The sequence below is a fragment of the Parafrankia elaeagni genome (assembly GCF_000374165.1).
Taxonomy (GTDB): Bacteria; Actinomycetota; Actinomycetes; order Frankiales; family Frankiaceae; genus Parafrankia; species Parafrankia elaeagni.
This window is the reverse complement of record NZ_KB893761.1, coordinates 44,510-67,113: the sequence shown is the minus strand read 5'-3', so window position 1 is coordinate 67,113 and position 22,604 is coordinate 44,510. Positions and strand designations below refer to the sequence as shown.

Here is a 22,604-nt window from a genome sequence, read left to right as displayed (position 1 = left end):
AAGCCATCGGCGATCATTACGGTTTGTGACGACCGGCAAAGACCAACCGATGGCTTCGTGCCCCAGTGTCGACCCGGACCGATGGAGCGACGAGTTCGAGGCCCTCGCGGCCCGACCTGATCGCCGGTTCCCCCGGATCGAGTCGCGGATGCGCCTGCGACGTTTCCTGCGCGGCATGATGAGCGAGCTGCAAAGAATCAACTGCCGCACACTCGCCGAAGACATGGGCGAGGACCGGCCAGGACCGATGCAGCACTTCCTGACGAAGGCCGTGTGGGACGACGACGCCCTTCGTCACGATCTCCGTGACTATGTCACCGAGACTCTCGGCCAACCCGACGGTGTGCTCACCGTCACCCGGTCCGGCAACCAGCCCTCCGGCGACAGCCCCTCACTTCCGTCATGCCCCACCGGCCAAACCTACCAACACAACGATCACTTGACCTACGGCCATTGGGTGTCATACGAGGTGCTACCCGTTTCCCGGACATGATCAAACAGACCCCGACCATTCAAGATCTGTAGCGTGTGACCTGCGTGCTGGCCAGCTTGACACTGCTTGCGTGGCGAAGGCCACACCGGCTTCAACGCCGAAGCGGCCGCGCAGTAGCCCACCCCGTACTCACGCCGCCACGCCCGATTCGTCAGCCCAGCACGAGCTCACGACGGATCGCGGCGTAGAGATCGACCTTCAGAACCGGCGACATACCCGCCTCCACCGACAGACCCGAAGGAGCCTGCCACCAACCGGTGGTGTCGGGACTCGCCTGCGAAACCACACTGGTCGAGTCGGGTGCCGGTGGCCGGCTCAAGTTCAGTGGGCCACTGCAGTTGCCGGTGGAGAATCATGCCGTCCACAAGCACCCGTTCGCGATATCACCAGCTTGGTGTCGAAGGCTCATCTCATGCGAGAAGAAACCTGATCGTCCGCCCCTGGGACCGGCTCGGCGAGGTCGTTACCCAAGGCGATGATGCGGTTGGTGGCGTCGACGTGTACGACCTTGGGCTGGAAGCCGGCCAGTTCGAACTCCTCGGCCAGCACGAAAGACATGATGATCACGAGGTCGCCGGGGTGGACGAGATGTGCCGCCGCGCCGTTAATACAGATGTCGCCACTTCCAGCGGGCCCGACAATGATGTAGGTCTCGAGACGGGCTCCGTTGGTGATGTCGACGACTTGAACTTTCTCACCTTCGGTCAGGCCCGCGGCACGCGCGAGGTCTTCATCGAGTGTCAGCGAACCCACGTAGTGCAAGTCGGCCTGAGTGACGGTGGCGCGGTGGATTTTTCCGGCCAGGACTTCGCGAAGCATGTCCGGCTCCTCTTCCTCTATGAGTTGTGCGGGGTGGGTTCTGTGGATCAGTCGATGATCTTCGGGCCGCCTTGCTACGCAAGGGCGGCGTCGGATGCGCCAGCGGCCTTGTTGGCGTTGTGTGTCTCGTACCGGAAAATGTGATCGCGCAACGACTTCGGGCGGATGTCGGTCCAGTGCTCGTGGATCCAGTCGAGTACTTCCTGGCGCGGTCTGCCGCCGGGTTCGCCGTACGCGATGCTCCAACCGGCCGGCACCGGCTTGAACGTCGGCCACAACGAGTGCTGCTCCTCGCGGTTGATCAGCGCGTAGAAGGAACCGTTGTCGTCGTCGAACGGATTCTGGGCCATGAGTGTTGCTCCTCGTTGTTACTATCGGGAGTCGGTCCGGATCGCAGCAGGCAATCGTTGCTGGGCGGAGGGGTGACCGGGCTGCTCGCTGGTGATCGCACGCAGAATGTCGGCGGCGCGGATCGCGACGTTGGACGGCAGGGACGAGGTCAACCCGTGACTGCGCAGGAACCCTCCGTTGAGGAAGATCCGTTCGAGAACGCTGCGCAGACGCAGCCGGTAGTCACGCTCGACGATCGGGAGATCCCCCTCGGACGAGGATGACCCGTCAATGCTCGGCCCAAGCATGCTGCGGGTGTCCGCGGGACGGAACCCGGTGGCGAAGATGGCAGCGTCGACCTCGAGCGTGGCGCTGCCCCGGTTTCCCAGGTCACGGATCGTCACTGTAACCCCGTCGGAGCCCTCGCTCAGATGCTCGATCCCGGTGACCCGGTGCACGATCAGCCGACGCACACCACGCGTGCTTTCGGCGTACTCACGCCGGTAGAGATCCTTGATGAGGTCGGCATCGACGGCGGAGTAGTTGGTCTGCCAGTGATAGTCCAGCAATTGCTGCCTGAGCTCCGGCGGTGCCGTGTAGAACGCGTCAACCGCCCCCGGATCGAAGATGCGGTTGGTGTAGGGCGTGCCATCGGACGGAGTATAGCCGTACCGGCGGAAGGACGCGTGTATTTCGGCATCGGGATACGAATCGTGCAGGTACGCAGCGACCTCCGCCGCACTTTGCCCGGACCCTACGACAAGGAAACGGCCGTGCGGCCGCGAGGGCAACTCGGCGAGCCTGTTCAGCAAGTGATGGTTGTGGAACACCCTGGCTCCCGGCACGATCCCCTCCGGTAGCACCGGCCGGCCACCGGAGCCGATCACCACATGACGTGCCGCGACCCTCGTCACCTCCGAGCCGTCGCCTACGGACTCGAGCGCGACCTCGAACCTCCCGCCACTCCAGTCGATACAGGTCGTCCTCGTACCGTAAGAGGCCGGAAGGTCGATCCGACTCGCGGCCCAGCTCAGGTACCCGTGGAACTCACGTCTCGTCGGGAAGAACGTCTTGAGATTGATGAAGTCGTACACCCGCCCCTGCTCATGCAGATAGTTCAGAAACGTGGACAGACTGGTCGGGTTCCGCAGCGAGATGAGATCTTTCAGGAAACCGATCTGCATGGTCGTGCCCGGAAACAACATCCCGCCATGCCACCCGAACCGCCGCCGGACATCGACAAAACTCGCCGTCAGCCGCCAGCCCGTACGACGACCACCATTGAGTTCCTCAATCGCGCTCGCCAGGCTCAGATCCGACGACCTGAAACCGATACCAAGAATGTCGACCTCGCCGCCGACACAATCTCCCGATCCGAGACGACGGTCACCGCAATTGATCAACTCATCCTTCGTCATCCAGCAATGGCCCCTTTTGCCACAGGTCACGAACGAACGGCGCAAGGGCCGGTCATCCCCCATCGAAGGCCAACCATAGCACCAAGAACTTAGGTAAACCTAACGTAACCAGTCAAGTACTTTTTTGATCTTGGGTCAGGTGGTTGCGGGCATCCAGGGGCGGCCCTCGGCCAGGCGGCGGAGGGCGTCGAACTGGCTGATGCCGTGTTTGGTGGCGGTGGACAGGTAGCTTCGGATCGCGCAGAACTGGCGGGCGCCGGTGAGGGTGCGGAGGCACCCGGAGACTTTCTGCCGTAGTTTGATCATGCGGATGTCGCGGTCACAGCCGTTGTTGTCCGCGGGGACCCGCAGGTCGTGGGTGAACCCGCAGGTAGTCGGCTTCGCGGTCGACGAGCCGGCAGGCCAGGGCGTGGCGGGCGGCCATGAGTTTCGTGCCCCGCGGTGAGGTCTGGCTGATCCCGATGTGGGCGGCGTGACGCAGCGCCTGGGTGTGGGCTGCCAGCGTCTTCGGGTCGGCCGGGATTGCCGGTGGTGGTGGCGTCGACGGTGAGGCGGTGCAGAGCGACGAGGGCGTCGGCGGCCTGGGCCGCCCAGCACCAGGTGCCGGCCGGGGCGGTGTCACTCACGGCCTGCAGCTCGCGGAGCAGGTGGGCGACGCACAGTTGGTGGGTGGCGCAGGTGTAGGTGTAGGTGTCGTACGGCGCCCAGGCGTCGTGGACCACGACCCCGGTGAAGCCGGTCAGCACCCCCAACGCGTCGATCCCGGCGGCTGTCCGGGCGGTCATCGCCGCGACCGTGCCCGCGGACAGCGGTATCCCAACCAGCTCGGCGAGCGCGAGCGCGAGCGCGATCGCGGTCCGCTCGGTCGACAGGAACTGCCCGGAGTACAGGTAGATCGCCGGTACGGTCGCCTTTGTGCGTGTCCTGCAGCCGCATTCCCGCTCGACGAGCTGATGTTCGGTGACGTGGGGGCGTAGTTCGGGCAGGTCGAACACCTGCCGGCGTTCGAGGCGGGTCACCGGCCGGCCCGCAAGCGACGTCCCGCGCCCGCCACACGGCCCGGGCTCGTGTGTGACACGCACATCAGGATCGTCGACCATCCGCAGCGTCGCCCCGGGATGGCCGGCCTGCCCGCCAGGCCGCCGACCGGTCTTCGTCCGCAACGACTTCGGGGCCGGCTTCGCCAGCCCGTCCGAACTCTGGGGCTTCGAGGAGTTCCGTGGCGTCTTCGCGACCTGGGCTTCCAGCTCGGCGATCCGCGCCCGGGCCTGTTCCGGCTCGGCCCGCAACTGTGTGATCAGGCCGCCTGCTCCACCACCAGCGCCGTGAGCTCGTCATACGACGCCACGGGCGGCGCGGGCGGGTCATCGGACACACCCGGACCCTACGGGCCGATGAACCACACTATGCCAACACTCCGGGACCGCATGGCCACCACAGCGTCCCAGCCGGCCAGGAAACGAAAACAAACAATCTACGAGGCCTAATGGGACCAGTTACGCACGACGGGCTGAACAGCAGCCAGATAGAGATCACCCGGCCGCGGCGTGCCCTCACGGATCTTCCGCCGCCCACAGCGGCCGATGGACGGCTCGTGCTGGCCGTCGATGTCAGCGGAATGGCTGCGCTCGGACGCGCCGACCAGCGCGCAGCGGCTGTTCTGCCATGTCCACGACCGTCCACCCAGCACGGCCCCGAGTTCGCCCTCGACAGGCCCACGACCTGGCCGTTGACACCCGAACCGGGGCACACCACGACCACCAACACCAACCCGCTACCGGCAGGCCACCGCCGCCCACTGGGACCGGCTCCATCCCCGGCTGACCCACCGCACCTGCTGGCTCGACCACCCCGGCGACCTCCCGACCATCGAAGGGACCCTCATCCGCCTACAGATCGACCACCTGCCCGGCGACCGCGATCCCAAGCCCGTCTGGCTGTGGTCGTCGGCCACCGGCGCCACCGCCACCAACATCGACCGCGCCTGGCAGGCGTTCCTGCGCCGCTTCGACCTGGCGCACGCCTGCCGACTGTTCAAACAGACCCTCGGCTGGACCCGCCCGAAGATCCGCACCCCGCAGGCCACCGACCGCTGGACCTGGCTGATCATCACCGTCCGCACCCAGCTCCGCCTCGCCCGACCACTCGCCCACGACCTACGCAGCCCTGGGAGCAACCAGCCCCATCAGGACGACTCACCCCCGCCCGCATCCGACGAGGATTCCGAAACCTCCGCGCGATCATCTCCTGCCCGCCAGCGCATCGAAACCCACCAGACCCGGCCCCGGACGCCCTCCCGGCTCCCACAACTGCAGACCCGCGCCCCACCGCGACGTCGGAAAAATCACCCGACGGGACCTGACCGTGACCACCCACCAGCAAGGAAAGGGTTAAAAATCAAACTGAGGAGATCGCCAGTCCGCTCGGCGGCCGACCGCTCACCCCGAGGCATGCGGGCCGCACGGCGGCTTCCGACGGCACGTGCGCACGCGTCCTGGGCAGCGGCTCAGGCGAGCGAGCCGGCACGTCGCCCGATCACCATTCCCGCGATCAGGCCAGCACCTGTCGGGTAGTTCGCGCTGAAGAGCCCGCCGAGCGATTCACCGCACACGAAGAGTCCGGGGATGGGCTTACCCGACCGATCAAGCACCCGGCCATCAACGTCACCGCGAAGGCCACCGAAGGTGAAACTGATTCCACAAGTCACCGGATACGCGTAGTACGGCGGGGCCTCGATCGCCGATGCCCAATTGCTCTTGACGGGCTCCACCGCTGCGCTGCGGCCATCCTTGATCGTCGGATCGAACGGATGGGTGGTGTCGATCGATGAATTGAACTCCCGAACCGTCTGAACGAATCCGTCGACGTCGACATCCATGGCCGCGGCGAGCTCTTCGAGACTGTCGGCGACAAACGGGACGATCCCGGGCATCTCGTACTCGTACCCCGCCAGCATCGGGCGCGACTTCGCATCGAATATCTGAAACGCCACCGAACCCGGCTGTTCGAGGATCACCTTGCCGTACTTCGCGTACGTATAGTTGCGAAAGTCCGCGCCTTCATCGAAGAACCGTCGACCCCGGCGGTTGACAACGATGCCGAGCGGATAGCCGTACCGGCTGAGCCGGTTCGTCAGGGCACGATTGCTCTCGTTCCCGGGAAATGACGCGTCCCACGGAACACTATGGCAGGTCGACCAGTCGCCTCCACGGTCTGCACCTATCTCCAGCGCCGCGCCGATCAGGTCCCCGGTGTTGTACGGCGTGCCACGCACCTTCGCGTGCTGCCAGCCGTCTCCCAGATATCGCTGACGCCATTGCGCATTCGCCTCGAAACCGCCGCTGGCGATCACCACCGACTCCGCTGGAAGCTCCTGATCGCCTATCCGAACGCCAACGACCGAACCACCATCAGTCATCAGCCCCGTGACCGAGCAGTTGTAGTGCACCTCGACTCCGAGTCGTGATGCGGCGCGCTCATGGAACGACATCAGCCCAGGTCCGCCGTCGACGTTACACACGTGCGATCCACCCCAGAACACGAAGGTCCCGTCGGGATGCTCGTGAGCCTGCCGCTCGTACATCAGCTGGAATCGCAGCCCCAATGTATGCAGCCAGCGGACAGCGTCACGCGAGCCTTCGACGACTGCCTCGGCGAGTTCCTTGTCGCCCCGCCCTTCGGTGACCCGCTCCAGATCGGCCAGGAACTCCGCCGCCGGATACGGCGGGACCTCAGTACGCGCGTGACGCTCATCAGGCGCCAGGACCTCGAGCAGATCGCCGAGCCCGTCGTGCACCATCCGGGTCGAACCCAGGGTGTAGTAGCTGTTCCCACCGGCATGCGCCCGCGGCGCCTTCTCCAGCAGCACTACGCGTCGCCCACGCTCGGCCGCCGCGTGAGCCGCGCAGTAACCGGCGTTTCCTCCGCCCACCACAACAATCTCCGGATCGCGCATGTCCGCCTCCCCAGCGACAGCCACATTTCTTCGGCAGTCAAGCTGCCTCGTCAACCCAGATGAATTGCCACCGATAACCCGACCAGCCGGCATCGACCGTGGCCAGGCCGAGCGGCGGCACTATCCGTGCGAGCCGCAGCCGGTCCTTGATCCGCAGCTCAGCCTGCAGCAATGGTAACTGGTCAGATCTCGTAGATCTCCCACGGTTGGTTCCCCGGCCGACTGGGACTCTTTGATAGCTTGACGGTCCCGGGGTGTTGGTGTAAAGCGATTGATTGGACCGTAGGGTTCGGGTGTGTCCATCCATTCACGGGTGGCGGCTTGGACAAACCTGTTTGATGTTGGCTTAGGCGGTGAGGGCAGGCGCGGGACGGGTCGCCTGGCGGGCCGGCATCCAGGGGTCGCCCGCGAGAGCACGGCGGATCGCGTCGATCGCGGTCAGGCGGCGGCCAGGCCGGGGTCGCGGGCGGAGACGAGGTGCGCGCAGCCGCGCAGCACAGCTGCACCCCGGCGAGGGTCGGTCGTCCTGGTGCCAGCCGGCGTAGTCGTCGCGGGTCAGGTAGCCGGTGAACCCGTCGAGGACGCCGGTGGCGTCGATCGCCTCCGACGACCGTGAGCTGATCGACGCTTACCAGACCAGCCCTGGCGTCGGAGTCCCACCACCAGATCATCCACACCCCACAGTCACGATCAAGAAACGGCCACCACGTGTCCCCCAACGCAAACCCCCGACCCACCGTGCCTCGCGTTTCCTGGACAGGGCTTCGACAGTACCTAGGGGCGACACCTCCTTGCGAGGTTAGCCTAACCTTCATTAGGGTTGCAGTGATCGTTGCCTCGGCCGGCTCGATCTGGTCTCAAGAGAAGTGGGTGTGCTTCCGTTGACGGCTTCCGAGCGCGTGGAGTTGAGTGCGAGCCAGCGAGGCAACTGGGTGGCGCGGAGGCTTGCCCCTGAGTCCTCGGTGTTCTGCGCGGGCCAGTTGATGTGGCTGAACGGCCCGGTCGACCCGGCCCTGTTCGCGTCCTCGGTCAGTACCGTTGCCGCGGAGACCGACGCACTGCGAGTACGTTTCGGCGACGACGACGGTGTTCCCTTTCAGTACGTCGACACCACCACGACGATCACCACAGAGATCGTCGACACGGGCCACGACGATGATCAGATCCGGGTACTGGCCCGCGAACAACTCACCGGACCGACAGCCACCACCGGAGAACCGACGACCTGCTCGACCCTGATCCGTCGTGAGAGCGGCACCTGGGCCTGGATCCTGATCACCAACATCCTGCTCGTCGACGGCTACAGCATTTCCCTGTTCATCCGCCGCGTCACCGAGGTCTACTCCGCGACACACGCCGGCGACACGGTCCCGGACCCCTGGTTCGGCAACCTGAAAACCGTCACGGACACCAGGAACCCCAACGGTTCCAGCACCGAGGAAAGTACCGCCTACTGGAGTGGCATCCTCGGCATCGAACAGACCGGCCACGGGAACACGGGAGACCTGTCCGAGGTCTTCGTGTCCTCCAGCCGGCCAGTGGTCGTCCCGACACCCGACGACACCTACTCGAAGGTCCAGCAGCTCGCCCGCACGACACGGGTCTCCTGGACCGACTCCCTGATCGCACTGTGGGGCGTCTACACCGCCCTGGCCGACGGCCGTGACTGTGTAGCGGTCCGGGTTCCCCTGATGCTGCGCGACGACCCCGCATCACTGAAAACACCCAGCGCGATCTCACGGGCGATCCCGGTCGTCACCGAGATCCGCCCCTACCACACCTTCGAACACATCCTCGAGACCGTCGCACACCAACTCAGGACGTCCCGGCGCCACACCACCGCCGAAGACCACCAGATCGCCCGCCTCTGGCCAGACGGCCAGGCCTCGTACCTCACGCTCCCGACCATCAACATCAGACTCTTCGACTCAACACCACACCTGGGCGACACCCCCACGGTCTCCGAAACAATCAGCACCGGCCCGGTCGGATCACTCGACCTCGCGATCTACCGCCACCCCGCCACCGGAATCCGACTGGAACTCTCCACAGGATCCACCACCAACGATCCGCTCCAGCACGCCGAACACTTCAGCCGTTTCCTCAACACCGCCCTCAACGGGCCCCCCACCCGAACCCTGCACGACCTGAGCACCGGACTCACACCCGATACCGACAACCCGGATCCGTCATCGGCGCACAGCGACACACCCGACATCGCACCGGCGACAGCAGACACGTCGGTAACGGTGGACACACTGGTGCGCCGCCGGGTCGCGGCCGATCCGGACGCGGTCGCGGTCGTCGCCGACAACGACGGCGTCGAACTCACCTACAGCCAGTTCGACGCACAGGTCAACGCCATCGCTCACCTCCTGATCGACAAAGGCATCCACGTCGGGGACCGCGTCGCGATCGCCATGAAACGCTCAGTCGACCTGGTCGTGACACTCACCGGAGTGATCCGCGCCGGAGCAGCCTACGTACCGATCGACCCGGAACACCCCACAGAACGCGTCACACACATCATCGACAACGCCGCACCCGCACTGGTCATCATCGACCAGCACACCGCAGAAACACATCACCACGCCCTGGGTGAACACCGCACACCAGCACTGCAGATCAACGACCACGAAGTACAGCGACGACTGGCCACCAGCCAGGAAACCGCCCCCACCCTGACACGGCCACTGAACGACCTCGACACAGCCGTCGTCATCTTCACCTCGGGAACGACAGGCACCCCGAAAGGCGTCACCGTTTCACACCGCAGCCTGGTGAACCGCCTCACCTGGGGCCAACAGGTACTGAACTACACACCAGACAGCGTGGCGCTCTCGAAAAGCGGCGTCGGTTTCGTCGACGCCGTCACCGAACTGCTCGGACCAATGATCGCCGGCACCCGCATCGTGGTCGTGCCCCCAGAAACCGCGCAGGACCCAGCCCGCCTACTCGACACCATCACCCGACACCACGTCACCCACCTCCTCACCGTGCCCAGCCTGGCCGACGCCCTCGTCCGCCACGACAACGCACCCACCTCACTCACCACGATCCGGTCCTGGATCTCCTCCGGAGAAGCACTCACCCCCAGCACCGCGACCACCCTGCGAACGACCACACCCCAGGCAACACTCCACAACTTCTACGGCTCCACCGAAGTCACCGGCGACGGCACAGCAGCCACCATCACCACGACCGGCACCCCGACCAGCACCCCCATCGGCACACCGGTCCCGAACACCACAGCGCACGTCCTCGACACATGGCTGCGCCCAGTACCCGCCGGCGTCGCAGGCGAGCTCTACCTCGGCGGAGCACAACTCGCCCACGGCTACGTCGCACGCGCAGGCCTGACCGCCGACCGATTCGTCGCCAACCCCTTCAGCGACAACGGCACACGGCTGTACCGCACCGGCGACGTCGCCCGCTGGAACCCCCAAGGACAACTGGAATACCTCGGCCGCAACGACGACCAGGTGAAAATACGCGGCTACCGCATCGAACCCGGCGAAATCCGCGCCACCCTCGAACAACACCCAGCAGTATCAGGCGCCGCCATCACCACCCTGGACCACCCCGCCGGCGGAAAATACCTCGCCGCATACATCACCACCAACGGCAGCGGTGCCATGCCGATCGAAGCACTCCGCGAACACCTGACACAAGCACTGCCGGACTACATGGTCCCCACCACCTTCACACACCTGGAACGATTCCCCCTCACCGCCAACGGGAAACTGGACCGCCACGCCCTGCCACAACCAGACCTCGGCACGGAAACAGCCGACGGCCGGCCACCAGAAACCAACACCGAAATCACCCTCGCCGCCATCTTCCGCGACGTACTACACCTCACCGACGACACCAACCTCGGCGTGGACAGCAACTTCCTCCGCCTCGGCGGACACTCACTACTCGCCACACGCGTCGTCGCACGCGCCAACGCACAACTCGGCACCGCACTCACACTCCGCGACGTCTTCGACCACCCCCGCATCAGCGAACTCGCCCGCATCGCCGACACCACCACCACAACCGCCATCACCAAGACCCCCAGCACACGCATCGGCGACCTGCCACACCCCACCGTCCTACCAGTCTCATACGGACAACAAGCACTCTGGCTGATTGATCAGCTGGGTGGGCCGGGTGGGCGGTATGTGGTTCCGGTGGTGCTGCGTCTGGGCAGCGATCTTGATCCTGATGTTCTGATCATGGCGATACGGGATGTGGTGTCTCGTCACGAGGCACTGCGCACGCTCCTGGCGGAGAAAGACGGCACGCTACGTCAGGTCATCGTTCCAGCGAGCGAAACGGCCGACAGGCTCACTCTGCTCGTTGAGGATGCCACGGGTGCGGATGCTGCCGGCGTGGATGCGCGGGTGGGCGCGGTGGTGCAGGCCAGGTTTGATCTCGCGGTCGACATCCCGATCCGTGTCGCGCTGCTACGCGCCGGCGCCGACGACTGGGTGTTCGTTGTCGCGGTACACCACCACGCAGTGGATGAATGGTCGTTCCCGTCGCTGCTGAGCGACCTGTCGACCGCTTATCAGGCGCGGGCCGCAGGGCAGGAGCCCGGATGGGCCCCGTTGCGGGCCCAGTACGCGGACTACGCGATCTGGCAACGCAACGTCCTGGGTGAGGCGTCGGATTCGCGTTCACTGCTTTCCAGGCATCTTGCTTATTGGCGTGACGTCCTCGCGGATGCGCCCGAGGAGTCCACGATCACGCTGGACCGGGCCCGACCGGTGACACCGACCCATCTCGGCGCGGATCTGTGGTTCACCATTGATCCACAGGTCGTGACCGGCCTGCGTCGGGTCGCGGATGAGCAGGGCGTGAGCATGTTCATGATGCTCCAGTCCGCGACCGCGTTGACCGTTTCGGCGCTGGGCGCCGGTACGGATGTGGTGATCGGTTCACCGGTCGGTGGACGCACCGAGGACGGCCTGGAAGATCTGGTCGGATACTTCGTGAACACACTGCCGATCCGCCATCGGCTCCACGCCGGTGACTCGATCACCGATGTTCTGCAGAACACCAGACGAACGGTACTCGGCGGGTTCGAGCACCAGGCTGCACCCTTCGAGGAAATCACCCGTGCGCTAGGCACCGAGCGATCCGCTGGTCGTAACCCGCTCTTCCAGATCATGCTCACCCACCGCGTCGCTGACCGCCGCCGTGCGAACGGCCTGCGCATCGGGAATGTCACGACAACACCGAGTCCCGCGGCGGTGGGCGCGGTCAAGACCGATCTCGACCTTGACATCTTGGATTCACTCAACAAGCTGAAGGGGAAACTCGCCTACGCGACCGATCTGTTCGATGGTGATACTGCCGAGCGGTTTGTCGCCGTCTTCAAGTCGGTGTTGGAGACGATCGCTGCCGGTCCAGAGGCGCGGGTCGGTGGCATGGACCTGTTGCCCGCACCGGAGTCGCGACAAATCGATGCGTGGTCGTGTGGTGAGACGCCCGAGGTTCCCGGGACGACTCTTGACGAGTTGATGCGCCGGCAGGTCGCGGCGAGCCCGGCCGCGGCCGCGGTCATCGCCGATGACAGCACTGAACTTACCTATGGCGACCTTGATAGGCGGGTCAACGTTCTCGCCCACCTTCTCGTTGAGGAGGGCGTGCGGGTCGGGGATCGGGTCGCGGTCGCACTGCCGCGCTCGGCCGATCTGGTGGTCGCTTTGGCCGGGGTGATCCGTGCCGGGGCGGCGTATGTGCCGATCGACCCCGACTACCCTGCCGAACGCGTCAGGCACATTCTTGCGGACGCCGAACCAGGAACGGTGATCACAGACCGGCACACCGCCGCTGCTCATCATCACGTGTTCACCGAGCACCCTGTGCGCCTCCTGTTCATCGACGACGAACTGGTGCGGCAACACCTCAGTACCAGCATGATCGACCCACCGCAGGTCTCGCGTCCACTGCTCCCGGCGGATCCCGCGTACGTGATCTTCACTTCCGGCACCTCCGGACGCCCCAAAGGCGTTCAGATCACCCACCGAGCAATAGTCAACCGACTGTGGTGGATGCGCGATCTCTACCAGATCGATGCGCCGGATCGGGTGCTTCTGAAGACCCCGTTCACGTTTGACGTGTCGGTGTGGGAGTTCTTCCTGCCGCTGGTCACCGGTGCAGCGGTAATCGTGGCACAGGAGGGCGGACACAAGGATCCACAATATCTGCTGGAAGTGATTGACCGCCACGCGGTGACGGTCACTCATTTTGTTCCGTCGATGCTGCAGGCCTTCCTCACCTCGGATCCGAACCGGGCGTCGGTGCGTTCGGTACGACGAATTTTCTGCTCCGGCGAGGCATTGCCCGTGTCTTCTGCCACCGGTGCCGTTGCGCTGTTCGAGAACGCGCACCTGCACAATCTCTACGGGCCGACGGAGGCGGCCGTGGATGTGACCGCTCACCCGGTGGTTCAGGCCGATCTCGTCGATGCGGTAGGGGTACCGATCGGTGTTCCGGTGGCGAACACAACAGCGCGTGTTCTTGACACCTGGTTGCGTCCGGTGCCGATCGGTGTGGCAGGTGAGCTCTACCTGGGCGGGGTACAACTCGCGGATGGATATGTGGCTCGCACGGGCCTGACCGCTGGCCGCTTCGTGGCCGATCCGTTCAGCGACAAGGGCGCACGGTTGTATCGCACGGGTGATGTGGTGCGGTGGACCTCCCAAGGGCAGCTGGAATACCTTGGCCGCAGCGATGATCAGGTGAAAATACGCGGATACCGGATCGAACCCGGCGAAATCAGCGCCGTCCTCGAACAGCATCCAGAAGTGTCGGGTGCGGCGATCGCCACCTTGGATCACCCGGCCGGTGGAAAGTACCTCGCGGCATACGTGACCACGGCCAGTGCCACGACAGCCGAGGACGCGGTGCTGTTCGACGCGCTACGCGAGCATCTCGCACAGTCGCTGCCGGACTACATGGTGCCCACGGCGTTCCTGCGCCTGGACCGATTCCCGGTCACGGCGAACGGGAAACTGGATCGCCGCGCGTTGCCGCAACCGACCCTGGCTGCCGGCACAGCCGACGGCCGGCCACCGGAAACCGACGTCGAGATCGCCCTCGCCGGCATCTTCCGCGACGTACTGCACCTCAGCGACGACGTCGACCTCGGTGTGGACAACGACTTCTTCCGCCTGGGCGGCGACAGTATTTCCGCGGCACGACTCGTTGCCTGCGCTCGTGAGCACGATCTGACGTTCAAACTGTCTGAGGTGTTCGTCCGACGGACTATTGGCGCCCTCGCCGCGCTGCTTGCACCGTCGACACACGGCACCACTGTGGCCGAGCCGGTTCTTGTACCGACTTCTGCTGCCCTCGAGCGGCTGCGCGAGGCGGACCCCGCGCCCGATGAGTACGTCTTCACCGAGATCGTCAACTTGCCCGCGCGGTCGACGAGCGAATCGGTCACCTCGTCTTTCCGCTCACTCGTCGCCAACACGGACGCGCTTCGCCTGTCAGTTGACGCTACCGGCCGGCGGCTCTGGTTCACCTACCTCCTACCTCCGGAAACAGTCCAGCCCCAGACCGTGGAGTTGACCGCCGACACGAACGTCGACGTGGACGTGGACGTGGACGCGATCAGGGCGGCCGCCGTTGATCTCGTTGACATCTCGACCGGCCGCCCGGCTGCCCTCGTGTTCACACACAACCCCGAACAGACGGTTGCCGTGCTCGCCGTCCACGCGGCAACCGTCGACCGAGCCTCGCTGCACCGTCTTGCGGAGGCACTTCAGCAGGCAGTGTCCGGCGTAGTGGAAGTGTTCCGCCCACCATCGCTCGCCCCTGCCCTCGAAGCCATCGAAGCAGCCGGCGACGCGGTCGCCACGGACAGCCTCGATCGCTGGAAGGGCCTTCTCGCCCGAGCCCGGACGATCGACATACCCACCTTTGCCCCTGCCACCGTCGCCACCTTCCGCTGGGACAGCTCCCTCACCGAAGGAGTCGTCAGCAAAGCCATCCGCAACGCCTTCCACTCAACAGGAATCGCATCGCTGATCGGCGGCGTGGTCGACGAAGACGTCCCACTGACTCCCGATGACAACACGATGTCAGTCGGTCCGTTCACCGCGGCCGCCACCATCGCTCTCGACGAGACCGAGTCGACCGGTACCGCCGAGCTGGCACTGCTGCGCTACCACAACAAGGCCGGACGCCGAGCACTGCGGCGTGCCCCCTCTCCCGCGGTGCTCCTCACGCGGGTCTATGGGCCGGACCGCGGGTCACCAACCCCAGAGGGCACCGAGCAGTTGTATCGCGCGACTGTCCGTTATCACATCGACCCGGACACGACAACGATCACTTTCCTGGGCTTCGCGGAAAAAGTGGCCGCCGATCTTCGAGCAACTCTGACAGACCAACTCCGTCGGGCCGCCGTCGAACGTCAGCTCTCCCCTCAACCCCTCGGGTCGAGGTGAGGAATGTCGTTGGAGCGTCTCTCGTATCAGGTGCGGAAGTTTCTTTCCCGGCCGCACCATGCATGTCCAGGATCCTGCGGTGGAGCCGAGCCGGGGCCGGGCACCTGCCCGGGTCCACTCCTGGAACCGGGCGGTATGCCGTCGCCGTCGCCGTCGGCATCGGCACCCCGAACTCGCCCGGGACCAGCCGCCCGGCAGGGCTGCTCTCCATCATATTCTCGATCAATATGCACCCAGAGCAGCCGCACAAGACACGCTCTTATGTTAGGCAATGCTAAGCTTTGACATCTGACTACTGGCACACCGAGTTTCGGTACGCCACCTGCTCGAAGAGGAGTCGCCGTGCCGCGTCACGCCCGCCCGACCGTCGTACACACCATTGTCCTGCGGGAGTTGGAGGTGGCGCGGGTTGTCGATATCACTCCCGGGCTGCGCCGTGTGACCCTGACCGGTGATCAGCTGGGATCGTTTACCGGAAGCGACGACACGATCTTCCCCGAGTTTGCCAGCGAGGGTTTCGACGACAATGTTCGGTTGATCTTTCCGTACCCTGGCGAAAGCGAGCCGGTGCTCCCGGTCCACAAGGACGGCAAGTACAGGTGGCCGGCCGCCCCTCCGGCGCTGTGGCGGGTCTACACGGTACGACGTCACGACGCGCAGGCTCGCGAACTCGACATCGACTTCGTGAAACACGGTGTGGGCGTCGCGACGACGTGGGCGTACCGGGCGAACCCCGGTGATCGCCTCCACGTCGGGGGGCCTTCGACCTCCACCAGGTGGCCCGAAGGTTACGACTGGTACCTCGTTGTCGGCGACGACACGGCCATCCCGGCGATCGGCCGGTTGCTCGGGGAACTGCCCGACGAAGCACAGGCCGACGTCTACATCGAGGTGGCCGAGGAGTCGCACCGGATCGACTTCCCGGCACGTCCCGGTGTCGAGGTGACCTGGGTCGTGCGGGACGGCCTGGCAGCGGGATCCAGGCCATTGCTGCTACAGGCGGTACGCGAGGCCCGCTGGCGAGAGGGCTCGATGTTCGCCTGGCTCGCCGGGGAACAGTCCGTCGTACGCGATCTGCGGCGGCATCTCATCGAGGAACGCGGTGTCGACAGGTCCGACATCGACTTCACCGGCTACTGGCGGCGCGCAGAGGTTGTGGCGTTGGACGACGACCCCGCCATGCCGGACCCCGAGCGCAACGACGAGGCCTTCGGGAAGTTCCACGAGATGTCCGAGTTGCTTCCGCCGTTGGCGATTCGGGCGGCCGCGAATCTCGGCATCGCCGACTGCATCAGCCGCGGGGTGCGCACCATACCGGCGCTCGCACTGCACACCGGCGCGAACGAACGCTCCCTGGCGAAGTTCCTGCGGTACCTGCAGGCGATCGGACTCCTGGAACAAGAAGGCGATGAATACAGGCTCAGTGAGACCGGCGAGTTTCTGACCGACGAGTCCGCGCTCGATCACCTGGTTTCCGGCGGGGTCGAATTCCGCATGTCGCAGGCGTTCTACGGTCTTGAAGCGGCGGTCCGCCACGATCATCCGGTGTTGGAGTCGGTGACCGGCAAGGACTGGGACGCCCTCCGCAGCGATGCGACCTTTGAGAACAAGCATCTGGAGAACAGGTCCCGGTTCGCGCAGGTACTCGCCGAGCCGCTCGCGAAGTCACCCGTGCTCGAGGGCGTCGGCAAGATGGTTGTCCACGCAGATAGCGCAGTGGTCCACGCCGACTACCTCACCGCGGGGCATCTGGAGGCGACGGTGACCATCGTGGCGCTCCCCACCGCGGCGGACTGGTTCCGCAGGGACATTCCGATGAGCATTGCAGATGCGACGCGACGCGACCGTATACGGATTGTCGAGCAGTCGGTGTTCGAAAAGACCGAATCCGCGGACGCCGTGCTGATCATCGACACGCTCGGACAACATCGTGACGCGGAGGCGAAGCTCATTCTTCAGCGGGCCGCCGCGAGCCTGGGCCCCGGTGGTCGGGTGCTACTGGTGGAGGACACCTTCGATCTCGACGAGTTGGATGAACATGACGCAGAACTCGATATTCTGCGCCTGACGCTCCACGGGTCTGGATACCGCACCGAGGACGAACTGGAGGCGGTCATCGCCGACGCCGGATTGAAAGTGATCGCGACGTCGCTCGTGGGGTGGGGTAACACGTTGCGAGTGCTGGCGCCGTGACCTGAGGATGATGGGCCCACCGAGCGGTCCGGCCGGGTCGTCCACGACGAGCCCGGCGACCGCCCCTACCGCAGGGTCATGAAGCCACTTCGTCACCAGCTTGGAGTTTCTCCATGACCTCGATCCAGTGACCCAGTCGCGAGTCCTCGGCCAGGGTGATGAAGTCGATCCGGTCCACCCCCGCGGTGCGCCACCGCTCCACCAGATCCATGAGGCGCACCGAGTCCATCCCCTGGTCGCGGAGGCTCAACTCGTAGTCGATCTCCGCGGGTTCGAGGTACAACACGTCGGCGACATCGGCGATCAACTGCTCGGTGTTCAGGCTCATCGGGACTCCTCGTTCATTGCTTGCCCAACCTCTTCTGACAGTTCCAGCCGGCTGTGTCACACGGTGGCGATCAGCGCTTCCTCGCCGCTGTACGGCCGCAGGCCGTCGGCCCGGCCCGCGAAGTAGCGATCGGCCAGGTCGGCCGCCGAGACGTGTTCGGCATCGGCGAAACCTGCCTGTCGTGCCAGTTCGATGATCTGGTCGGGAGTGTAAAAGCTGATGAACGGCGTACCGGCCCGCCGAGCACCCTCCCTGGAGGCTCGCCGAATCTGTACGTCCTCGGGTGCGAGATCTTCGATATGACGGAAGAACGTGAGGATCAGCGAGGAGCCGGATGGCAGACTCGCCACCCGCTTGAGGGTCGCCATCGTGGCCTGTTCGGTCAGATACATGGTGACCCCCAGCCAGGACACCACCGCGGGACGTGAGGTATCGAATCCCGCCGCCTGCAGCCGATCCCACCAGTCGTCATTCGCTTCGAAATCGACCGGGACCAGGCGCAACCAGTCAGGGATGTCATATCCGAGTTCGATCAGCCGGCTCCGCTTCCATCCCTGCGTCTCCGGCTGGTCGATCTCGAAGACGGTCATGGTCGACCCCGCATCGGGATGACGCTGGGCGTAGGTGTCCAGGCCTGCGCCGAGAATCACGTACTGACCCACGCCGCGGCTCGCGGCCTGCGCCACCAGCTCCTCGGTCAACCGCGCCCGCCCGACGACCGTGGCGCGCTTTCCTCGCGAGTCGCCGGGGACCATGTCCTTGCGCTCGCGCCATCCGTCGTCGTCCTGCGCCAGCCGGGCACCCAGCACGTCCTCAAGGACGTGCGGCGGCTCGTCCACCTGTGTGTGCAGGGCGCGCCACAATGCGGTCCGTACCGCTGTGTTGTCCGGCGTGCCGACAATATTTCCCGTCATGAGTAGTCCTTCCCGGACTTGTTGTTCATACTCCGCCCGGCCTCCCACGCGCTCCACAGCCCGCCGTACACGCCACCAGCGGCGACCAGCTCGTCATGTGTTCCGGTCTCGATGATCCGGCCGTGCTCCATGACGATGATCCGGTCACAGGTGGCGGCCTGGGAGAGGCGATGCGCGATCACCAACCCGGTGCGACCACGCAGAACCGCCTCGGCGGCACGGTCCAACAACCCCGCATGGGTGGAGCCGGCCTCGGCGGTCGCCTCGTCGAGGATCGCCAGTTCCGGGTCGGCGAGCAGTAGTCGGGCGAGGGCGAGCTGTTGAGCCTGTGCATCGGTGAGCGGATGCCCGCCGGTCCCGATGATCGTGTTGAGATCGTCCGGCAGCAGGTCGAGCAGACCGGCCGCCCCGGTGGCGTCCAGCGCTGCACGGATGTCGTGGTCGGTGGCGCTGGGGGCGCCGAGCGTCAGATTGTCCCGCAGGGTGCCGGCGAACACGTACGTCTCTTGGGTGATCAACGTAGTTCGGACGGGCTGGGCCACCGCCCCGGTGTCGGGTAGGTGGATGCCGGCGATGACGCCGGCGAGCGTCGTCTTGCCGGCCCCGGAGGCGCCGACCACAGCGACGCGCTGACCGGCGGGGACGTCAAAGGTGAGGTTGTCAAGCACACGGGGGCCGCCGTCATAGCTGAATGCGACCTCGTGAAGCCGCACGGCGATGCCCGTGCCCGCTGTCGCTGTCAGCTCGCCCGCTTCCTCCGGGATGGTGGCGACCCCGATAATGCGGCTGAGCGATGCGAGGGCCGACTGGAGGTCGTCAACGACGTACAGCAGCTCGTTGAGCGGTCCGAGCAGACGCAGGACGATCAACGTCGCGGCGGTGGCGCCGCCGACGGTGGATGCGTCCGCATCGATCAGGACGAAGCCGACGATGAGGACGGTGGCCAGACTCAGACATTCCCCGAGGTTCAGGCGGAGGCTGAGCATGGCCATCACGGTGCGCGCGCGGAGTGTGCGCACCGCGACAACCCAGGACGTGGCCATCACCGTGTGGTGCCGCTGCTCGGTGAGCCCGAGCCCGAGTACGGTCGCGTAGCCCCGCTGGGACTCGAGGATCTGCTGTGCCCGCGCGCTCATCGCCGCACGTTCGGCGCCATATACCTGCGGAGCGACGCGGAGATACCAGCGCATGACGAGTAGGTAGACGGGCAGTACGACGGCGAACGCGACGGCGTACGGCCATTCCAGTGCCGCAAGCCCGCCCAGCGACGCGACGATGGAGAACCCGCTGACAGTGAGCGCGGGGATCACGGCGGGTGCGGCATCGGCTACGGCGGTGACGTCGTCGCTGGTCCGGGAGATCAGGTCCCCGGTCCCGGCGCGTTCGACGATGTGCTGCGGGAGCGTCATGGCGCGGCCCACGAGCTGTTCACGCAGCGCGGCGAGGATGGTGTGGTAGACGCGGGTGGCCATGACGATCGTCACCGCGGTGCCGACCGCGCCGAGAACTGCCGAGAGCACCATGACGGCCGTGACCGTCAGCACGGTGCCGGAGTCAGCGGTACCGTCCTGCACTCGGTCGACGAGGTAACCGACGATCAAGGCCGGGATCACGTTGATGCCGGTGCTGACTATCCCCAGCACTCCGACAGCGACGAGCCGGAGCCGGTGCCCGCGGCTGAGCCGCCACACCTCTCTGGCTGTCTCCCCGCCGCCCGCGACCGGCAGCGCGTGCCCGGTTGCCGCAGATGCCCCGCTCATGATGTTGTCCTTGCGTGCACTGGTGCCTCCGCTGCCTCCGCGAGCAGGTCGACGACGCGGTCGCAGCTGCCCAGCAACGCGGGTGACGAGGTGATCAGCAGGGTCGAGCGGCCCGCGCGGACGTCGCGCAGCCGCTTCGCGATCGTGTGTTCGGTGACCGAGTCGACCGCCGTGGTCGGGTCATGCAGCACGAGCACCGGCGCGTCGCTGGCCAGGGCGCGGGCAAGCGCGAGTCGCTGGAGCTGGCCGCCGGAGAAGCGATTGCCGTCCTCGCCGACCGGGAGGTCGAGATCGGTGGCGAAATCACCGCATGCCGCAGCCCGCACCGCAGCTGCCACCAGCTCGGGGGCGGCCGCAGTGGTGGTGAGATTGTCGCGGATCGTTCCGCTGAACAGCATGACTCGGTGTGGCGTGAGCGTGACCCAGGAACGGTACTCCTGCGCGGTCAACTCCCGCGCGGCGATCCCGTCCAGCCGCACCTCCACCTCGCTGCCAGACCCACGCGGATCCAGCAGCGCCTCGGCGACGCGGGCAGCAGTCAGGTCGTCGGTGCGCACTCCCACGAGTTCGCCGGGCTTTACCCGGATCGTCGCGCTGGGCGTCGACACCTCCAGCACCGGCAGCTGCTGAAGAACCACCGGCCGCGCCACCTCGTCAGGCTCGGGCGTCACGGCGACGTCGGTTCTGAGCACGTCGAGAATGTGCGCGGACGCGGCGCGGGATCCGGCGAGGTTGGGGATGGAGTCGTATGCGATCGACTGGATCTGCGGCAGCAGCGCCTGAGCAAGGCCGACGGTGGCGATCAGCTCGCCGATGCTCAGCCGCCCGTCCACGGCGAACCAGCCCGCCAGCCCCATCACCCCTGCGACGAATGTGCCGGTGACCACACCGGAGCCCATCAGGAAGCCCCCCAGCAGTCCGGCATTGCGCTTGGCGCCGACCAGCGTCTCCTGGCTTGCCTGCCGGTACCTTCTGGTCGCCTCGTCCTCGGCGCGTATCCCCTTGACCACCCGGTAGCCGGCCACGACATCCGTGGCCAGTCCGACTGTGGTGGCCAGCAGTCCCTGGTACTCGCGGGTGTCCCGGGACAGCCGCTCGCTGAGGATGCCCATCAACCACACCGCCGCCGGCGCCCCCACCAGCACCGCAAGCCCGAGTAGCCAGTGCGTCGTCAACAGCGACACAGCGATGAATCCGATGGTCGTGATCCTCGCGATCGGCATGATCACGAGCTGGACCCCGTTCCCCATGCGGGCGACGTCGTTGGTCATCACCGAGACGACGCCGCCGCCCGGCGCGTGGACGCTGCCGCCGACCGGATGCAGTACGCCGGTCGAGAGGGTGCTCCGGAGTCGGTGCTGCAGCAGCTGTATCGCATACGCGGTCAGCTGGACGGCGAACTTCGCCGCCACCGTCAACACGATGTACAAGGCCACCAGTACGCCAAGCCACAGCGCCAACTGCCCCGCGTTCCCGGTTGCCAACGCCCGGTCGATCGCAAGGCCCATCACCACTGGGACCGCGGCTTCGCCCACCTGCCACAGGGCCGAGGTCAGCGCCGCGGGAACGGAGACCCGCGGCACCGAGAGGATCGCGTGCAACAGGAATCGACCGGCCGTGGTCCCCGGGCCGACCTCGAACGGCTGGACCTCGGGCGGATCGGTGGGTGCCTGCCAGAGCACAGGCAACCGACGGGCCAGAGGTGCCCGCCCCAGCCCCGACGGGTCGGAGTGTGAGGCGTTCCTCATGGCCGCCCCCGGTCCGTGCCCAGCAGCAGGATGTCAGTGCGCTGCGTGAGCGCCGCAGCCACCCACGCTCGCCGCTGCCGGGCTCCGGAGAGTTCCTCATCCTGGAACGACCTGCCCGGGATCGAACACCGACAGGCCGTCGTCGCGAGACGCTTGTCGTACCTGATGAAGACCTCTCCTCGGTCGGGCGGCGGTATGG

14 protein-coding genes and 1 pseudogene are annotated in these 22,604 nt (G+C 65.9%); 4 read left to right on the top strand and 11 right to left on the bottom strand.

All coding sequences use genetic code 11. From position 1 onward, the window contains the following. Positions 1 to 49: 49 nt before the first annotated feature. Positions 50 to 493 carry a transposase gene (locus tag B207_RS35710; protein ID WP_018639617.1) on the top strand — a complete coding sequence of 148 codons (444 nt, stop codon included), beginning with the start codon at positions 50 to 52 and terminating at the stop codon, positions 491 to 493. A 405-nt stretch (positions 494 to 898) separates the two neighbouring features. Here the strand turns inward: B207_RS35710 and panD are convergent, their stop codons facing one another. From panD to B207_RS35700, 5 genes are all read right to left on the bottom strand, one after another. Beyond that, positions 899 to 1,312 carry an aspartate 1-decarboxylase gene (panD, locus tag B207_RS0126080; RefSeq protein ID WP_018639615.1) on the bottom strand — a complete coding sequence of 138 codons (414 nt, stop codon included), beginning with the start codon at positions 1,310 to 1,312 and terminating at the stop codon, positions 899 to 901. Positions 1,313 to 1,386: 74 nt separating this feature from the next. Next, positions 1,387 to 1,662, bottom strand: a complete 276-nt coding sequence (locus B207_RS0126075; protein WP_018639614.1) for an MbtH family protein — start codon at positions 1,660 to 1,662, stop codon at positions 1,387 to 1,389. Positions 1,663 to 1,683: 21 nt separating this feature from the next. Continuing rightward, positions 1,684 to 3,060 (bottom strand): lysine N(6)-hydroxylase/L-ornithine N(5)-oxygenase family protein, encoded by a 1,377-nt coding sequence (locus B207_RS35705; protein ID WP_084692333.1) that lies wholly within the window; start codon positions 3,058 to 3,060, stop codon positions 1,684 to 1,686. Between the two features lie 135 nt (positions 3,061 to 3,195). Then, positions 3,196 to 3,411 carry an IS66 family transposase gene (locus tag B207_RS41960; RefSeq protein WP_268258221.1) on the bottom strand — a complete coding sequence of 72 codons (216 nt, stop codon included), beginning with the start codon at positions 3,409 to 3,411 and terminating at the stop codon, positions 3,196 to 3,198. Next, the gene (locus B207_RS35700; protein ID WP_051102674.1) at positions 3,363 to 4,349 is read right to left on the bottom strand and encodes a DUF6444 domain-containing protein; all 987 of its coding nucleotides are present in this window, start codon (positions 4,347 to 4,349) and stop codon (positions 3,363 to 3,365) included. The genes B207_RS41960 and B207_RS35700 overlap by 49 nt, the downstream gene beginning before the upstream one ends. Positions 4,350 to 4,705: 356 nt before the next feature. On the opposite strand from B207_RS35700, the pseudogene B207_RS42630 reads away from it, so the two are divergent. Then, positions 4,706 to 5,454, top strand: a pseudogene (locus B207_RS42630) (NF041680 family putative transposase); the annotation flags it as partial. 112 nt (positions 5,455 to 5,566) lie between these two features. Here B207_RS42630 and tcuA read toward each other — a convergent pair. Next, positions 5,567 to 7,015 carry an FAD-dependent tricarballylate dehydrogenase TcuA gene (gene tcuA, locus B207_RS0126045; RefSeq protein WP_026311462.1) on the bottom strand — a complete coding sequence of 483 codons (1,449 nt, stop codon included), beginning with the start codon at positions 7,013 to 7,015 and terminating at the stop codon, positions 5,567 to 5,569. A 37-nt stretch (positions 7,016 to 7,052) separates the two neighbouring features. Continuing rightward, on the bottom strand, positions 7,053 to 7,187 hold the full coding sequence (locus B207_RS42415) for a hypothetical protein (protein ID WP_268258218.1): 135 nt from the start codon (positions 7,185 to 7,187) through the stop codon (positions 7,053 to 7,055). A gap of 694 nt (positions 7,188 to 7,881) precedes the next feature. Between B207_RS42415 and B207_RS35695 the strand changes: the two genes are divergently transcribed. Both B207_RS35695 and B207_RS0126030 read left to right on the top strand, forming a co-directional pair. Further along, complete coding sequence (locus B207_RS35695) at positions 7,882 to 15,462, top strand: non-ribosomal peptide synthetase (RefSeq protein ID WP_084692332.1); 7,581 nt, start codon at positions 7,882 to 7,884, stop codon at positions 15,460 to 15,462. A 342-nt stretch (positions 15,463 to 15,804) separates the two neighbouring features. After that, complete coding sequence (locus B207_RS0126030; RefSeq protein WP_018639607.1) at positions 15,805 to 17,655, top strand: siderophore-interacting protein; 1,851 nt, start codon at positions 15,805 to 15,807, stop codon at positions 17,653 to 17,655. Positions 17,656 to 17,731: 76 nt separating this feature from the next. Here the strand turns inward: B207_RS0126030 and B207_RS0126025 are convergent, their stop codons facing one another. From B207_RS0126025 to B207_RS0126010, 4 genes are read right to left on the bottom strand one after another with little or no spacing between them, the layout of a single operon-like run. Further along, positions 17,732 to 17,983: a phosphopantetheine-binding protein gene (locus B207_RS0126025; RefSeq protein WP_018639606.1), complete on the bottom strand. Its 252-nt coding sequence runs from the start codon at positions 17,981 to 17,983 to the stop codon at positions 17,732 to 17,734. Between the two features lie 56 nt (positions 17,984 to 18,039). Then, entirely contained in the window at positions 18,040 to 18,897 is an 858-nt protein-coding gene (locus B207_RS0126020) for a class I SAM-dependent methyltransferase (protein WP_026311461.1), read from the bottom strand. Beyond that, the gene (locus B207_RS0126015; RefSeq protein WP_018639604.1) at positions 18,894 to 20,657 is read right to left on the bottom strand and encodes an ABC transporter ATP-binding protein; all 1,764 of its coding nucleotides are present in this window, start codon (positions 20,655 to 20,657) and stop codon (positions 18,894 to 18,896) included. The genes B207_RS0126020 and B207_RS0126015 overlap by 4 nt, the downstream gene beginning before the upstream one ends. Beyond that, positions 20,654 to 22,258, bottom strand: a complete 1,605-nt coding sequence (locus B207_RS0126010) for an ABC transporter transmembrane domain-containing protein (protein ID WP_230205227.1) — start codon at positions 22,256 to 22,258, stop codon at positions 20,654 to 20,656. The genes B207_RS0126015 and B207_RS0126010 overlap by 4 nt, the downstream gene beginning before the upstream one ends. Positions 22,259 to 22,604: the final 346 nt, after the last annotated feature.

Excerpts from the sequence above, each read along its gene's own strand:
- B207_RS0126075 (WP_018639614.1), bottom strand. The coding sequence starts at position 1,662 with ATGGCCCAGAATCCGTTCGACGACGACAACGGTTCCTTCTACGCGCTG.
- B207_RS0126020 (WP_026311461.1), bottom strand. The coding sequence starts at position 18,897 with ATGACGGGAAATATTGTCGGCACGCCGGACAACACAGCGGTACGGACC.
- panD (WP_018639615.1), bottom strand. The coding sequence starts at position 1,312 with ATGCTTCGCGAAGTCCTGGCCGGAAAAATCCACCGCGCCACCGTCACT.
- B207_RS0126025 (WP_018639606.1), bottom strand. The coding sequence starts at position 17,983 with ATGAGCCTGAACACCGAGCAGTTGATCGCCGATGTCGCCGACGTGTTG.
- B207_RS0126015 (WP_018639604.1), bottom strand. The coding sequence starts at position 20,657 with ATGAGCGGGGCATCTGCGGCAACCGGGCACGCGCTGCCGGTCGCGGGC.
- B207_RS35710 (WP_018639617.1), top strand. The coding sequence starts at position 50 with ATGGCTTCGTGCCCCAGTGTCGACCCGGACCGATGGAGCGACGAGTTC.
- B207_RS35705 (WP_084692333.1), bottom strand. The coding sequence starts at position 3,060 with ATGACGAAGGATGAGTTGATCAATTGCGGTGACCGTCGTCTCGGATCG.
- tcuA (WP_026311462.1), bottom strand. The coding sequence starts at position 7,015 with ATGCGCGATCCGGAGATTGTTGTGGTGGGCGGAGGAAACGCCGGTTAC.